Origin of the sequence: Nisaea sediminum (assembly GCF_014904705.1) — a bacterium.
In the GTDB taxonomy this organism is placed as follows: Bacteria; Pseudomonadota; Alphaproteobacteria; order Thalassobaculales; family Thalassobaculaceae; genus Nisaea; species Nisaea sediminum.
The window spans coordinates 525,201-539,275 of sequence record NZ_JACZCQ010000003.1; the positions used below are offsets into that span (position 1 = coordinate 525,201).

General features: G+C 62.2%; 17 protein-coding genes. 5 read left to right on the top strand and 12 right to left on the bottom strand.

Annotated features, from left to right (window positions below; genetic code table 11):
- Nucleotides 1–75: 75 nt before the first annotated feature.
- The 4 genes from IG122_RS07585 to IG122_RS07600 are packed head-to-tail and all read right to left on the bottom strand — an operon-like array spanning nucleotide 76 to nucleotide 3,689.
- Nucleotides 76–726 carry an ABC-type transport auxiliary lipoprotein family protein gene (locus tag IG122_RS07585; RefSeq protein WP_193182098.1) on the bottom strand — a complete coding sequence of 217 codons (651 nt, stop codon included), beginning with the start codon at nucleotides 724–726 and terminating at the stop codon, nucleotides 76–78.
- Nucleotides 723–1,712: an MlaD family protein gene (locus IG122_RS07590; protein ID WP_193182100.1), complete on the bottom strand. Its 990-nt coding sequence runs from the start codon at nucleotides 1,710–1,712 to the stop codon at nucleotides 723–725. The genes IG122_RS07585 and IG122_RS07590 overlap by 4 nt, the downstream gene beginning before the upstream one ends.
- Complete coding sequence (locus IG122_RS07595) at nucleotides 1,713–2,552, bottom strand: ABC transporter ATP-binding protein (RefSeq protein ID WP_449867095.1); 840 nt, start codon at nucleotides 2,550–2,552, stop codon at nucleotides 1,713–1,715.
- Between the two features lie 3 nt (nucleotides 2,553–2,555).
- Entirely contained in the window at nucleotides 2,556–3,689 is a 1,134-nt protein-coding gene (locus IG122_RS07600) for an MlaE family lipid ABC transporter permease subunit (protein ID WP_193182102.1), read from the bottom strand.
- Between the two features lie 168 nt (nucleotides 3,690–3,857).
- On the opposite strand from IG122_RS07600, the gene IG122_RS07605 reads away from it, so the two are divergent.
- Nucleotides 3,858–4,373 (top strand): adenine phosphoribosyltransferase, encoded by a 516-nt coding sequence (locus IG122_RS07605; RefSeq protein ID WP_193182104.1) that lies wholly within the window; start codon nucleotides 3,858–3,860, stop codon nucleotides 4,371–4,373.
- A 40-nt stretch (nucleotides 4,374–4,413) separates the two neighbouring features.
- Here IG122_RS07605 and IG122_RS07610 read toward each other — a convergent pair whose 3' ends face one another.
- Both IG122_RS07610 and IG122_RS07615 read right to left on the bottom strand, forming a co-directional pair.
- Nucleotides 4,414–5,265, bottom strand: a complete 852-nt coding sequence (locus IG122_RS07610; RefSeq protein ID WP_193182106.1) for a hypothetical protein — start codon at nucleotides 5,263–5,265, stop codon at nucleotides 4,414–4,416.
- A 290-nt stretch (nucleotides 5,266–5,555) separates the two neighbouring features.
- Entirely contained in the window at nucleotides 5,556–6,467 is a 912-nt protein-coding gene (locus tag IG122_RS07615) for a transcriptional regulator GcvA (RefSeq protein WP_193182108.1), read from the bottom strand.
- A gap of 191 nt (nucleotides 6,468–6,658) precedes the next feature.
- Between IG122_RS07615 and IG122_RS07620 the strand changes: the two genes are divergently transcribed.
- Nucleotides 6,659–6,913 (top strand): DUF1127 domain-containing protein, encoded by a 255-nt coding sequence (locus IG122_RS07620; protein WP_193182110.1) that lies wholly within the window; start codon nucleotides 6,659–6,661, stop codon nucleotides 6,911–6,913.
- A gap of 3 nt (nucleotides 6,914–6,916) precedes the next feature.
- Here the strand turns inward: IG122_RS07620 and IG122_RS07625 are convergent, their stop codons facing one another.
- On the bottom strand, nucleotides 6,917–7,456 hold the full coding sequence (locus IG122_RS07625; protein WP_226893386.1) for a GNAT family N-acetyltransferase: 540 nt from the start codon (nucleotides 7,454–7,456) through the stop codon (nucleotides 6,917–6,919).
- 94 nt (nucleotides 7,457–7,550) lie between these two features.
- Here IG122_RS07625 and gcvA point away from each other — a divergent pair, with 94 nt between their 5' ends.
- On the top strand, nucleotides 7,551–8,432 hold the full coding sequence (gene gcvA / locus IG122_RS07630) for a transcriptional regulator GcvA (protein WP_193182112.1): 882 nt from the start codon (nucleotides 7,551–7,553) through the stop codon (nucleotides 8,430–8,432).
- A 90-nt stretch (nucleotides 8,433–8,522) separates the two neighbouring features.
- Here the strand turns inward: gcvA and IG122_RS07635 are convergent, their stop codons facing one another.
- The 4 genes from IG122_RS07635 to IG122_RS07650 all read right to left on the bottom strand — a co-directional run bounded on the left by IG122_RS07635 (nucleotide 8,523) and on the right by IG122_RS07650 (nucleotide 10,998).
- The gene (locus tag IG122_RS07635; protein ID WP_193182113.1) at nucleotides 8,523–9,140 is read right to left on the bottom strand and encodes a DNA-3-methyladenine glycosylase I; all 618 of its coding nucleotides are present in this window, start codon (nucleotides 9,138–9,140) and stop codon (nucleotides 8,523–8,525) included.
- A gap of 3 nt (nucleotides 9,141–9,143) precedes the next feature.
- Nucleotides 9,144–9,431 carry a YciI family protein gene (locus IG122_RS07640; RefSeq protein ID WP_193182115.1) on the bottom strand — a complete coding sequence of 96 codons (288 nt, stop codon included), beginning with the start codon at nucleotides 9,429–9,431 and terminating at the stop codon, nucleotides 9,144–9,146.
- Between the two features lie 39 nt (nucleotides 9,432–9,470).
- A complete protein-coding gene (locus tag IG122_RS07645) occupies nucleotides 9,471–10,049 on the bottom strand; it encodes a TetR/AcrR family transcriptional regulator (RefSeq protein ID WP_193182117.1) in 579 nt (192 codons plus the stop codon).
- Nucleotides 10,050–10,125: 76 nt separating this feature from the next.
- Nucleotides 10,126–10,998, bottom strand: coding sequence for a DMT family transporter (locus IG122_RS07650; protein WP_193182119.1), 873 nt, complete (start codon nucleotides 10,996–10,998; stop codon nucleotides 10,126–10,128).
- 97 nt (nucleotides 10,999–11,095) lie between these two features.
- Here IG122_RS07650 and IG122_RS07655 point away from each other — a divergent pair, with 97 nt between their 5' ends.
- Both IG122_RS07655 and IG122_RS07660 read left to right on the top strand, forming a co-directional pair.
- Nucleotides 11,096–11,347, top strand: a complete 252-nt coding sequence (locus tag IG122_RS07655; protein ID WP_193182121.1) for a hypothetical protein — start codon at nucleotides 11,096–11,098, stop codon at nucleotides 11,345–11,347.
- Nucleotides 11,348–11,677: 330 nt separating this feature from the next.
- Entirely contained in the window at nucleotides 11,678–12,274 is a 597-nt protein-coding gene (locus tag IG122_RS07660; protein WP_193182123.1) for a tail fiber domain-containing protein, read from the top strand.
- Nucleotides 12,275–12,480: 206 nt separating this feature from the next.
- Here the strand turns inward: IG122_RS07660 and serA are convergent, their stop codons facing one another.
- Complete coding sequence (serA, locus tag IG122_RS07665) at nucleotides 12,481–14,058, bottom strand: phosphoglycerate dehydrogenase (protein WP_193182125.1); 1,578 nt, start codon at nucleotides 14,056–14,058, stop codon at nucleotides 12,481–12,483.
- Nucleotides 14,059–14,075 lie beyond the last annotated feature (17 nt).

The following is a 14,075-nucleotide window of genomic DNA, read 5'->3' on the forward strand; positions in this document are numbered from 1 at the left end:
CTCTCTTGGTGCTTGCAGGCGTCGCTGACGCGTCCGGAAACACTGCGCGTCCGGTCCCGGCGGGTCAACCCGGCGTCACCCGGCGGTCAGTTCAACCGCGCTCTTCAGCGTCCAGCCGACGATTTTCCTCATCACCTTGCCGAGCGCAAGATCGAAGCTCTTCACGATGCTCTCGATGCGGTTGTCCGGCGCTTCCACAAGGGCTTCGAAAGGCTGCGACGCAAGAATGATGCGCTGCGGTTTCTTGATGAGCTTGCAATTGATACGTACGCGAATGGTCGGCACGGACGCGCCCTCCACATATTCCGCCTGGAATTCGCGGAGTTCTGTCCTGAGCTCGAAATCGTTCCGGAGGCTGGCACCGCTCCGCCCGACGCCGACGATCTTCTTCGAGTTTTCGAACGACTCGATCAGCAGTCGGTAGACCATGGAGGGAGCGGTATCGATCCATTTGGCTCCCGAATAGTAATCCATGGTCAGCGCACCGCGGATGACCGCGATCCGTGCGGAATTCAGACCCGAGGGCGCGATCGGCGGCTCCAGCCCGAGTTGCCAGTCGACCGTCGGAATATCGGCGTCGAAGGTGCTTTTCGGCGAGAGTCGGTAGAGCTGCTCCGGCGGTTTCGGCGTCGGCAGGATGCTGCACCCCGCCAGCGCGACAGGCAGAAGGGTTCCGGTGCCGGCGAGAAGTCTGCGGCGGCTGATCTCCGAACGTTTCTGGCTCATCGGTCGGTCTCCACACCTTGCTGCCTGTTGCCGAAGAGTATGCGCGACGGATCCGACTCCACCTGTCGGACCAGGCGGCTCATGTCCGCCATGAGCGACCGGCCCTCGGCGAGGAACTCCGTCAGTTCGTAGAGGCCCGTCGTGGCGAAATCGTTCACCGCGTCGCGATTGTCTTTTATCAGAAGGGCGGCTCCGCCCGACGCGTCACTGACATTTTTCAGCGCGACCTGCAATTCGTCCGACACCGCCGCGATCTCGGCATCGAGGGCGGTGACGGTCCCGCGTGTCGTCGCCATGGTCAGCGCGATCTCCTCGCTCATCACCGCGACATCGCCCCGGATATCGCGCACGGTTTCGTCCATGGTCGCCATGGTGACTTGCAGATCGTCTATGATCGCCTCCATCGCGCCCGACCGGCTTGCGAGCACGCCTGAGAACCGCTCGAGATTTTCCAGGGTGCCCCGGAGTGCCGCCTGGTTTTCCGGGCTCAGGATCTGGTTCGCACGGTTCACCAGAACCACCAGCTGCGCGGCGATCTCGGGCGCCGCCGCCGCGACATCCTGCAGGACCGAGTTTCTCGACGGCAGCACCGGCACCTCGTCGCCGGGCCGCGCCGTCAGCGGCGGCGCGTCATTGGATCCGCCCGCAAGCTGGATATAACCGACACCGGTCAGGCCCTGGCTCTCGAGCACGGCGTAGACGTCGCTCTTGATCGGAACCTTGCTGTCGATCTCGATGCGCACGTCGATGATCTCGACATTGTCGGGGTTGATGCCGATGGTCAGCACCTGCCCGACCGGAATGCCCCGGTAACGCACCGGGCTGCCGACCGAAAGGCCGGTGACCTGCTGCTCGAAAGCGACGTCGTAGAGCGCGACCTCGCGGTCCAGTTCGACCTTGCCGAGCCAGATGACGAAGCCCATCGCGGAGGCGAACATCGCGAAGACGAACAGACCGACGATGACGTAACTCGCACGTGTTTCCATCTAGGGTGCGCCTCCTTCTGCGTGGCGGTCTCCAAGGCCCGGAGTGTCGAACGCGGCCCGCGCCCGCGGCCCGTGAAAATATTCCTGGATCCACGGATGCGGGTTGGCCACGAGCTCCGCCATGGTACCCACCGTGATCTTCTTGTCGATGAGGACGGCGATGCGGTCGCAGATCGCGACCAGGCTGTCGAGATCGTGCGTCACCATGACCACCGTGAGATTGAGGCTGCGCTGCAGGTCGCGGATCAGCAGGTCGAAATTCGAGGCGCCGATCGGATCGAGCCCCGCCGTCGGCTCGTCGAGGAAGACGACCTGCGGATCGAGCGCGAGCGCGCGGGCGAGGCTGGCGCGCTTGCGCATGCCGCCGGAAAGCTGCGAGGGAAACTTGTCCGCCGCGTTCGGCGGCAGGCCGACGAGATTGATCTTCAGCAGCGCCAGTTCATGCATCAGCGCTTTCGGAATGCCGCCCTTCTCGCGCATCGGCGCCATGATGTTCTGCGCCACGGTGAGCGAGCTGAACAGCGCGCCGTCCTGGAACATCATGCCAAAGCGGCCCTGCAGCTTGCGGGTCGCCATCTCCCCCCGCCCGGCCTCGATTTTCTCGCCGAGCAGCTCGATCTCGCCCGCCGCCGGGATCTGCAGACCGATGATCGTCCGCAGCAGAACCGACTTGCCGCTCCCCGAGCCGCCCACGACGCCCAGAACTTCGCCGCGCCGGACATCGAGATCCAACCCGTCATGCACGACCTGCGTGCCGAACTGGTTGCGCACCCCGCGCAGCCGGATCGCCATCTCCCCGCCCGGATCCGCGTCCATGCTTTCCTCGTTCATCGCCGCCATGGCTCAGATCCCCACTTCGGCGAAGAAGACGGCGAAGAGCGCATCGAGCACGATCACGATGAAGATCGACTCCACCACCGATTTTGTGGTCCGGAACCCGACGCTCTCGGCGCTCCCGGAGACCTGCAGGCCCTGGTGGCAGCCGACCACGGCGATGACATAGGCGAAGACCGGCGCCTTCATCATCCCGGTCCAGAAATCCCAGAGATCGACCGCGCTCTTCAGCTGCGTCAGGAACTGCTGGATCGTGAGGTCAAGCGTCAGGACAGCGATCATCGCGCCCCCCGCGAGCCCCGCGATATTACCGATGAAAACCAGCACCGGCAGGGCGATGAAAAGCGCGATCAGACGCGGGATCACCAGCACGTCGACCGGCGAGAGGCCGAGCGTCTCCAGCGCATCCACCTCCTGATTCACTTTCATGGTGCCGATCTGTGCGGTGAAGGCGCTCCCCGAACGGCCGGCGACGATGATCGCGGTCAGCAGAACGCCGATTTCGCGGAGGACCGAGACGCCGACGAGGTTGACCGTCAGGATCGCGGCGCCGAAGCGCTCGAGCTGCAGCGAGCCCATATAGGCGAGCACCACGCCGACGAGGAAACAGAGCAGCGAGACGATGCCCACCGCGTTCAGGCCGACATATTCGAGCTGGCTGACGAGAGCGACGAAACGCAGCCTGGTGCGCCCCGTGAAAAGCGACAGCAGCGAGACGATGGTAAGGCCGAAAAAGCCGAACAGATCGCGGCCGACGCGGGCCATTTCGAACATCGCCTCGCCGGCGCGCGCCGTCATCGCGATCAGAGGATTGGGGCCGTTCTCGCCGTCCGGCACCTCCGGTTCGGGCACGAAGGCCTTCTCGACCAGGGCCGCGTAACGCGCCTGTAGCCCATCCAGCCGAACATCGATCCCGCGGCCGCTGAACGCGTCCGAGGTCCGGCGCAGCACCCAGGCCCCGGCGCTGTCGAGCGCGGTGATGCCGGTGGCATCGATGACCACCTGGCGCGGGGTCGCGGAGAGCGCGTCGCGGAACTGCCGGTCGAGCCGCCCGACCGCTTCCACGGTCAAAGGCCCGGCGATCCCGACGCGCAATTCGCCTCCGGTCTCCGAGATGGATAGCGAGGTCTCCGCTCCAGCCACGTGATCGTCCCCCCGGACAACGGTACCGGCCAATCCCGGCACGCAAATGGACCGCCTTCAGGACTCCCCCACGGGCCTGAAAAGCTTTGCATTTCATAAGATACTGGAATTTATCGCAACTCTCACCTATCAAGGCCGCTGCTCAACCCGAGGCTCGAGGACATGTCGATGGACCTGAAACAGCACATCCGCGAAGTGCCGGATTTCCCGAAGCCGGGGATCCTGTTCTACGACATCTCGACGCTGCTCGCGCACCCCGAAGCCTGGAAGGCGACGGTCGATCGCCTGAAGGACGTGGTCTCGGCCTACAAGCCGGACGTGCTGGCCGGCATCGAATCGCGCGGCTTCCTCGTCGCCGCCCCGCTCGCGCTAGAGCTCGGCCTCGGCTTCCACATGGTGCGCAAGAAGGGCAAGCTGCCGGGCAAGACCATTCCCTATACCTACGACCTCGAATACGGCACAGACACCATCGAGGTGCAGGAGGGCGCGATTCTGCCGGGCCAGCGCGTGGTCATCCTCGACGACCTGCTCGCCACCGGCGGCACGCTCGCCGCGGCGGTCGAACTGGTGCGCAAGGTCGGCGGCGAGGTCACCGGTGCGGCCAGCATCATGGAACTGACCTTCCTCAAGGGCCGTGAACGGCTGGATATTCCCTTCAGCTCGCTGATCGCCTACGACGACTGACCTAAATGGAAACCAATATTATATGTCCCCATCAATCAGCCTAATCTGAATAAAAACCCACGACCCCTTCGATTGAGACTGATGCCGCGACAGATCTGTTTGCAGATGCGTAAAGAAAAACCTCTCTCGCAAAAGTAGTAAAGCAACTATCGACAGCAATGTCTGCCGGAAAGATCTCGCGATTAAGTCTGGTTGATACTCTAGTCGCCCTCATGAGCTTACCATCTACGATCGGCGAAATTAATACACCGTCAACATCTGTCAAACCGCGACAAACTCTCACCAATGTATTTTCTTCCAACCCCAAGACACCAGTAGATTGCGCTGATGACATCCCGGTTCGAAATATTGTTTTGATATTCCAACGCGAGAGTACTAGCTCGCCCGCATCTCCCGGATCAGATCCACCTAAATCTAACGGCTCAAAAGTTCCAAAAAACGTTTCGTTTCCCGATTGAAGATCCAGAATCATCGCAATTCTAGAACCAGTAACAACAACACAGCCACCTGCGCTTAAATGGCCATAAACTGGATCAATTTCTCGCTCCCCTGGATTATGAGTATTTTCAAGTGGATACCCCCAAACATCACCATCCACTTCAAGCCAAAGCGTACTTGCCAACTCAATACTATTTATGTCACGGCAAATCCTGTATTGCACAGGATAGGGCGTGTCAGAAATTACTGTAGATTTTGTTCGAGTGTCGAGATTCCAATGCCCACATTTCTTTGGGTCCCATATAATAGGAACGCCACTTGCATTCGCTTCACACTTCATGGAGCGATCTAAAGGGCTTTTTACATCCCCTTGCTCTTTTTCCGCAGAAACTGCAGCCCCAATCAGAACCAGAAAACAAAACAAAACAGAAAACGCTTTTAAAATTTTTTTCACGGCTCACCCCACAACATCATTCTTCTTGAAACCACCCATAAATTTCTCAACTCAGAGATGAAAATATATGTTAAAAATATAATTTATGTAATCATATAAAAATCAAAATTGATACTTCATAATTTTCTTTGGCCAATCGATCTAAGTCCACCGGCATTACGCGGCTAAGAATTCAGCCAGACCAAGACTCTCCGCTCGCCCCCCCCCCCTGACAAAAAAGAAAACCGAAGTGACACCGCACTTTACTCCACGCGCACCTATGCCTGTAACTTCCCGCCGGCCCCTATTTTTCAAGCAGACTGCAGATCCCGCGCCTCCTCCAGCAACCACTCCCGGAATGCCGCGATCTTCGGAACCTCCACGCGATCCTCCGCGCATAGCAAATAATAGGAAAACGCGAGCGGCGTGCTGAAGCTTGGATCGAACGGGCGCACGAGGCGTCCGGCGGCGAGATGGTCGGCGACCAGCACGTCCCCGACCAGCGCGACCCCGTAGCCGTCGAGGGCGGACTGTACCGCCATGCTCTCCATGCTGAACCAGGGGCCGCTCGCCGGATCGATGTCGTGTAGGCCGGCCGCCGTCAGCCACATGCGCCAGCTCGGTTCCGCCTCGGTCCAGTCGATATGCAGCAACGTGTGATGACGGAGATCCTCCGGTTTGCGCAAGGGATGCTCGCCCTCAAGCAGCGCCGGACTGCAGACCGGCGTGTTGATTTGGTGGAAGAGCCAGTCGATCCGCACCCCGTCATACACGCCGGGGCCATAGCGTATCGCAATGTCGGCTTCGCCGCGGGCGAAATCGGCCAGCCGGTCGGTGCCGTCGATGCGGATCTCGATCTCAGGATGCCGGCGGCGGAAGCGCTCCAGCCGGGGCACCAGCCACATGCCGCCGAAGGACGGACTGACGCTGATGGTCAGAACCCCGCTCTCGGAATGCGCGCGCATGGCCTCGACGCCCTGGGCCAGCCTGTCGAAGCCCTGTCCCAGCAGCGGCAGGGCCGCCTGGCCGGCATCCGTCAGCGTCAGCGCCCGGGTCAGACGGCGGAACAGGGGCACACCGAGCAGGTCTTCGAGTGCCTTCACCTGATGGCTGACGGCGGCCGGCGTGACGTTCAGTTCTGCCGCCGCCCTGGTGAAGCTGAGATGCCGGCCGGCGGCCTCGAAGGCGCGGAGGGCGTTCAGCGGGGGAAGCGGTCGAGCCATCGTCTATCTTCAAATTTTTCTAAGCTATAAAGCGAGATCTTCTCGTTTGTTCCTCCAACCACATAGCCTCATCTTCTCGGTAAATCAACGGACCTTGGACCCACCACTCCTCGCCCCGATCTCCCTCGATTCAAATAAAAATATTCTATTTGAACAGGAGCTCCGGAGCGATCAACCGACGGAGATCATCCATGTCGCTCTGCTGCGCCTCGCCGAAACCCGACATCATTCCTTCGCCGACCAATGCGGCGTCCCGGCTGCTCAAAGCCGTAAAGACGGCACTTCTTCACGGCATTGCCGAAATCCGCCGCGCACTACGGCGCAGAGCGAACATCCGGACTTTGGACGCAATGAGCGACCGCCAGTTGCTGGATATTGGCATCGACCGCTCCGAAATCCCGGGGGCGGTCGATCGCGCGCTCGATACGAGGAAACTGCCTATGTGACGGTCAGGAAGACGCGCCTGCGAGCGGCTTGCTCATGATCACACTGCGGTAGTTCGTGTGATCCCATTGCATGTATTCGACGAACCGGTATCCGATCCGGCCGTACCATTCGACGAGGTGGGCCGCCGGCTCGGCCGTGTCGAGCGCGATTTCCGCCGCCCCGGAGGCCGCCGCGCGCTTCTCCGCCTCGTCCATCAGACGCCGTCCGAGACCTTTCGCTTGCAGGTCCGGCTCGACCGCGAACTGTCCGATGGATGCGATCCCCGGCCGGTCGTACCAGGCGCAGCCTTTGGTCTGGGTTGCGTCCTTGACGATGATGGTTCCGACGATCTTGCCGTCCGAGAGGGCGACGAGGCACGTTCCCTCGGCCGCGCGCTGCCGGGTGACGTCTTCGCCCTGATGGGTGGCCATGTAGCGCAACCCCATGCGGGCGAGCTGGCCATAGGCCCGGTGCAGCAGGGATGTCAGGTCCGAAATGGAGTCCGTCTCCGCCAGCGGGCGGATGACGATGGCATCGGGTTTCATGGTGTCGGCAGTCGGCATGTCGGCTCTCGCGTGTTATTCGCTCATCATTTTCCAGACAGATGCGCAAGAGACAAACGAGATTGTTTCTCCATTCCGTGAGATAATCTCACACATGCACAGACGACTCCCGCCCCTCAATGCGGTGAAGGCCTTCGAGGCCGCCGCCCGGCTCGAGAGCTTTTCCGCCGCCGCCGACGAGCTCGGCGTGACCCACGGCGCCGTCAGCCGGCAGGTCCGTGCGCTCGAGGACTGGTTCGGCTTTCCGCTCTTCGCCCGCGCGAACCGCAAGGTCACGCTGACCCGGGAAGGACGGGAATACAGGGACCAGGCGAGTGCGGTCCTCGACCGGCTGTCTGTTGCGACCGAACGGCTGGCCGGCCCGCGGGGCATCCATGTGCTGCAGATCTGCGCGCCGGAGACATTTTCCGTGCGCTGGCTGATCCCCCGCCTCTCGGCCTTCGCACGAGCCTATCCGAACATCGAGGTCCGCATCCGCCCGATGATCTCGGTGGAGGACCACCTCAAGGACACATTCGATCTGGTCATCGCCCGGCGGCGGATGGACCGGCCCGGTTACACGAGCACGCCGTTCCTCGGCGAGACCTGTGTCCCGGTGATCAGTCCCCGCCTGCTTGAGCAGACACCGCTCGCCTCGCCCAGAGCGCTCCGGAACCATACCCTGCTCCATGCGGAATCGGTGGAGCATCTATGGCCTGACTGGCTGAATGCGGCCGGGATCGGGGATCTGCAGCCGGCGCGCCAGCTGCGTTTCCAGAGCCTCAATTACGTGCTTCAGGCCGCGGTGGAAGGAGTGGGCGTGGCGATGGGGCCGTCGGCCCTCGTCGCCGACGACCTGATATCTGGCCGGCTCGTCGCCCCGTTGCCGGAGCCCGTCCTCACACTCGGAGATTTTCACGTGATGGCGCCGGCGGACATCAGACCGCACGATCCCGCCGCGATCTTCCGCCGCTGGTTGATCGAGGAGCAGAAATAGCTCGTCATCCCGGCCGGAGAGCCGGGACCCAGATGATGGAAGGGACGGACCCTCCTTCCCCTGGGTCCCCGCTTTCGCGAGGATGACGACCTATGGGTTTGAAGCGGGGCTTTTGAACTCCGCCCGCGCCGCTGTCACCTCGTTCCGCACGACGCAGTCCTCCGTATGATCGTTGATCAGCCCCATCGCCTGCATGAAGGCAAAGACCGTGGTCGGGCCGACGAATTTCCAGCCGCGCTTCTTCAGCTCCTTCGAGATCGCCTTGGAGACCTCGGAGACCGACTGGCTCTGGGGCGTGCCGAGCGTCGCCGGATCGGGCTCGTAGGACCAGAAGAAGGCCGCGAGCGAACCCTCCCGCTCGACCATCTCCAGTGCTCTTGCCGCGTTGTTGATCACCGCCTCGATCTTGCCGCGGTGGCGGACGATGCCGGGATCCTGTAGCAGGCGCTCGATATCGGCGGCGCCGAAGCGCGCCACCCTAGAGAAGTCGAAATTCTCGAAGGCCGTGCGGAAATTCTCCCGTTTCACGAGGATGGTCCGCCAGCTGAGGCCGGACTGGAAACCCTCGAGACACAGCTTCTCGAACAGACGCCTGTCGTCCGAGACGGGGAAGCCCCATTCGCGGTCGTGATAGTCGAGGAATTCCGGCGCCGCGCCGCACCAGCGGCACCGCGGCTTCCCGTCCGGGGCAATGAAGGGTTCGCTCATGGCTCAGGCCGCGAGGAAGGAAAGCCGCGCGTCGCTCATGGACGGCGACCAGTCGAGGATCTCGGCACTCACGACCTTTTCGGCGACGAACGGGTCCTCGGCGACAACGGCTTCCACCGCCTGCCGGGAAGCACCGCCCGCAAGGATCGCCCCGCCCTGCCCCTCTCCGAGCGTCCCTGCAAGCAGGAAAGCGCCCTCGTCGAAGCCGCGCTTCAGCCACGCCTTGTGCCCCTCGACAAACGTCCCGGCATTGGCGCGGTTCTCGGCAAATCTGAGCAGGATGATGAACATTCTTGGTCTCCGGAGAAGGTTGGTCTCTGTTGTGATACGTCAGGCTGCGCAGTCGCGGACGCGCGCGCTCAGCCAGTCGGTGATTTCCTCGACCTCGCGCCGGACGAATTCCTCGTCACGGTAGGCATTCGCGAGGGTCGCGACGCCCTGGCTCCAGGCGAGCACGCGCATCGCGTTCCGGTCGGACTCCGGGCCGCAGCCGAGCCGCTCGAACTGCAGCCGGAGCCAGTCGCGGAACAGGGTGAAGATCCCGTTCGCGGCGCCCTGCGCCTGATGGTTCAGCTTGGCGAGCTCCGAGGTCAGCGTCCCGACCGGACAGCCATGCGCCATGATTTCGTTCCGGTGGTCGAGCAGGATGCGGATATAGCAGCGGATGCGGGTTTCAGGATCCTCCGTCTCCGCCTCCCAGGCCGCGATCATCGCGCGGGTGTCGGCGAGACGGGCCTCGATGACGGCGCCGAGGATCTCGTCCTTGCTCTTGAAATGATAATAGAAATTGCCGCGCGAGATACCGACCTCGGACGCGATGTCAGCGAAGGAGGTGTTCTCGAAACCCTGGCGGTAGAAGAGATCGTCCGCGGACGCGACGATCTGCTCGAAGGTCTTTCCGTCGCTCATTTCCGCCTCCTTGATTGGCCAATCGAATTAGGACGCTCGTCCTAATTCGATTGTTTAGGACAAGCGTCCTAGAGAGTCAAGCAGGCTGCGCGGCGGGTTTCGTCCGCCTTTCCCGGAACATCATGTAAAGCGAGGAGGTGAAGATGACGGCCGCGCCGGCAAGCGTGTAGACGCTCGGCAGTTCGGCGAAGAACAGGTAGCCAAAGCCGGCGGCATAGATCAGCTTGGTATATTCCACCGGCCCCACGACGCTGGCCTCGCCGAGGCGGAGCGCCTTGACCGCGATCCATTGTCCGGCGACGGCGAGCAGGCCGATGGCGGCGAGGATCGCCCCGTCGCCCGGATCCGGCGTCTTCCAGAGCCACAGCATCGGAAAACCGGACAGCAGACCGATAAAGATTGCCTGGTAGGCGAGGATCGTCCCGGTGCTCTCGGTCTGGGCGAGACGGCGTACCGAGACCTGGGCCACCGCCGCGCCGAGCGCTCCCGCCACCGGGATGAGGACATAGAGATCAAACAGCCCCTCGGCACCCGGCCGCATCACGACGAGCACACCGAAGAACCCCGCGACAACCGCGACAATCCGGTGCGGCCCGACCCGTTCTCTCAGAAAAAACGCCGCCAGCAGCGCGACGAAGAACACCTTCGCGAAGGCGAGTGTCACCGCCATGGTGAGCGGCAGCACGGCGATCGCCCAGATGGCCGTCGAGAGCGCCGTGAAGGCCCCGGTCAGCCGCAAGATGTGAAGACCGGGGCGCTCCGTCTTCAGGCTTCCCGGGAAACCACGGGCGAGCGCCGGCAGCACTGACAGAAGGACGCAAAGCTGGCGGACGAAAAGAATCTCCAGCACGTGATAGTCGGCAACGACACTCTTCATCAGGGCCGATTGCCCGGCGAACAGACCGGCGGCAAGCAGCGCCCAGAGGAGTCCCTGAAGGTTCCCCGGCATGGTATGACTTTCTTGTGAGAAATTTATTTTGGTACATTGGTACCAAATTATGGAGGAGTCAATCCGCGCCGCTCCGGCGCGGGGAAAGCGGCCGGTCATGGCAATGATAAAGCAGGTCGAGCGGGTGCAGACCGGGGTGCGGATCGAGAAACGGATCCTTAAGGTCCTGAAGGCGCTGGCGGCGCATCACGAGATCAGCCTCGGCGATCTGATCGAGGGGATGGTACTGCACAATTTCGAGGGTAAGGCGCCGTTCGGTCCGGAGACGCTGGCCTTCATCGAGACGATGCGATCCGCCTACAAGCTGGATCTGACGGCGGCAGATGCGCACAGGCTGTCGGAGGATTGAGGGGCACCCCCCATCATCCAAGTCGTCATCCTGGCCGGAGAACCGGGATGACGTTCCTTTAATTGCGAGGCTCAGAAAGTCAGGGCATCGCCACTGGCAACGTTCGACCCCATCCGCGTGAACGCTATGAAACGTGCCCTTTCCATTCACAGGAAACGCTTTTTTTGAAATCCAAAAACGTCACTCCCGCTCACCTGATCGGCCTGATTGATTACACGCATAAAGCGTATTAATAATTTATTGCTCGCCCGTTAAATAAAAGTCAGCAAATCGCAAAGCATCCAGCTTTTCGAGCGCACTGGATCTGGCGAACCTCAAGAGGAGCCTGGAATGACAAATATGACAATCGTTGCCGAAGCAACAGATGATCAAACAATTATTGACATGAAGCCCAATGGCTTAGGCGGAGCAGCTCTCCGGCTATTCCATGGCGGCGATACTCAACGCTGGGAATTCCGTAACATCAACAAGGTCTGGGATTTGCTTTACGTCGACGACACCGGCCAGCTTTTTCAGGTCCTGGTATCAAACGGAAACGGCAGCCTGATCTTTCCCGAGGCACCGCAAATTCCGAACGCGACCGACATGGTGATCGATGGGAACGGAAACATCGGCAAACAAAGCTCTTCGGCGCGCTACAAGGAGAACATCAAGCCCCTGAGCGAAGACTTCGCGAAAGTGATGGCGCTGAAGCCGGTCTCGTTTTCCTACAAGGGAACCTCAGCCGAACAGATCGGCTATCTCGCGGAAGACGTCGATGCGGCCGGGCTGTCGAACCTCGTGCAATGCGATAACGAGGGACAGCCCGATGCGGTCAATTACAAACATCTCGGCATCTACGCGATCGAACTGCTGAAACAACAGAGCCAGGTCATCGAACAGCTCCAGGAGAAACTCCAGGCGCTTGAGACCAAGCTGGTCAATTAGCCACCGCCTCTGTGGGCGTCGATGTGATACCCCCAGCCGCCTCGCCGGAACCCGGCGGTGACGACACGATCAATGTCGCTCGACCGGGTTCCGCCATCATTCCGGCCGGAGAGCCGGGACCCAGGCGATCGAAGGGCCGCGCCCTCCCTCCCCCGGGTCCCCGCGTTCGCGAGGATGACGACCTTTAGAGGTGTTACTGCCGAACCTCAGAACTTCAGCGCATCGACCCGGGCGACGTTCGGCAGGCTCTTCACCCTTGCCAGCAGATCGTCGCTCACCGCGCTGTCGACCTCGACCAGCGCGACGGCCTCGCCGCCCTCTTCCCGGCGGCCGAGATGGAAGGTCGCGATATTGACCCCCGCATCGCCGAGCGCGGAGCCGAGCGCGCCGATAAAGCCCGGCTTGTCGTAGTTGCGGACATAGAGCATGTGCGCGCCGAACTCGGCCTCGATGGCGATGCCCTGGACGTCGACCAGACGCGGCAGGGTGCCGGCGAAGAGCGTTCCGGCCATCGAGCGGGTGCGCTCGCCGGTCTCGACCGTGACCCGGAGCATGGTCTGGTAGTCGCAGGGCCGGTCATGCCTGACCGTGGTGACCGCGATGCCGCGGGCTTGTGCCTCGGCAGGCGCGCTGACCATGTTGACCGAGGCGAGCGCCGGCTTCAGCAGCCCCGCGAGCGCCGCCGCGACCACCGGCGCCGGATTGATCTCTGCCGCCTGCCCCTCGAACTCGATTGCCACCGACTTGATCGCGCTGCCGATCACCTGCCCGGTAAAAGCTCCGAGATTCTCGGCGAGCTTCATGTAGGGCTTCAGCAGCGGCGCCTCCTCGGCGGTCACCGAGGGCATGTTCACCGCGTTCGTGACGGCGCCGGTCAGCAGGTAGTCGGACATCTGCTCCGCCACCTGCAATGCCACTTTCTCCTGCGCTTCCGTGGTGGAGGCGCCGAGATGCGGCGTGGCGACGAAATTCGGCGCACCGAACAGCACGTTCTCCTTCGCCGGTTCCTCGACGAAAACGTCGAAGGCCGCGCCCGCTACGTGTCCGGTCTCGAGCGCACCCCGCAGCGCCACCTCGTCCACCAGACCGCCGCGGGCGCAGTTGATGATGCGCACGCCCGGCTTCATCTTCTGGATCGCCGCCGCATCGATGATATTGCGGGTCGCGTCGGTCAACGGCGTGTGCAGGCTGATGATGTCCGCCTCGGCGAAGAGCTCGTCCAGCTCCAGCTTGGTCACGCCGAGTTGCGCCGCGCGGTCGTCGCTGAGATAGGGATCGTAAGCGGCGACCTTCATCTTCAGGCCCCGCGCCCGTTCGGCGACGATGGCGCCGATATTGCCGCAGCCGATCAGGCCAAGACGCTTGCCGGTGAGCTCGACGCCCATGAACTTTGATTTCTCCCACTTGCCGTCCTGGGTGGAACGGTCCGCGGCGGGAATCTGGCGGGCGAGCGCGAACATCATGGCGATCGCGTGTTCCGCCGTGGTGATGGCGTTTCCGAAGGGCGTGTTCATGACGACCACGCCGGCAGAGGTCGCGGCGGCGGTGTCGACATTGTCCACGCCGATCCCTGCCCTCCCGACGACTTTCAGGTTTGTCGCCTTCGCCAGCACCTCCGCCGTCACCTTGGTGGCGGACCGGATGGCGAGACCGTCGTAATCGGCAATGATCGCGAGCAGTTCTTCGGCCGAAAGGCCGGGTTTGAAATCGGTTTCGAGGCCGCGGGCGCGGAAGATCTCCACGGCGGCAGGGCTCAGCTTGTCTGAGATAAGGACTTTGGGCACGGCTTGCTCCTCGTGCT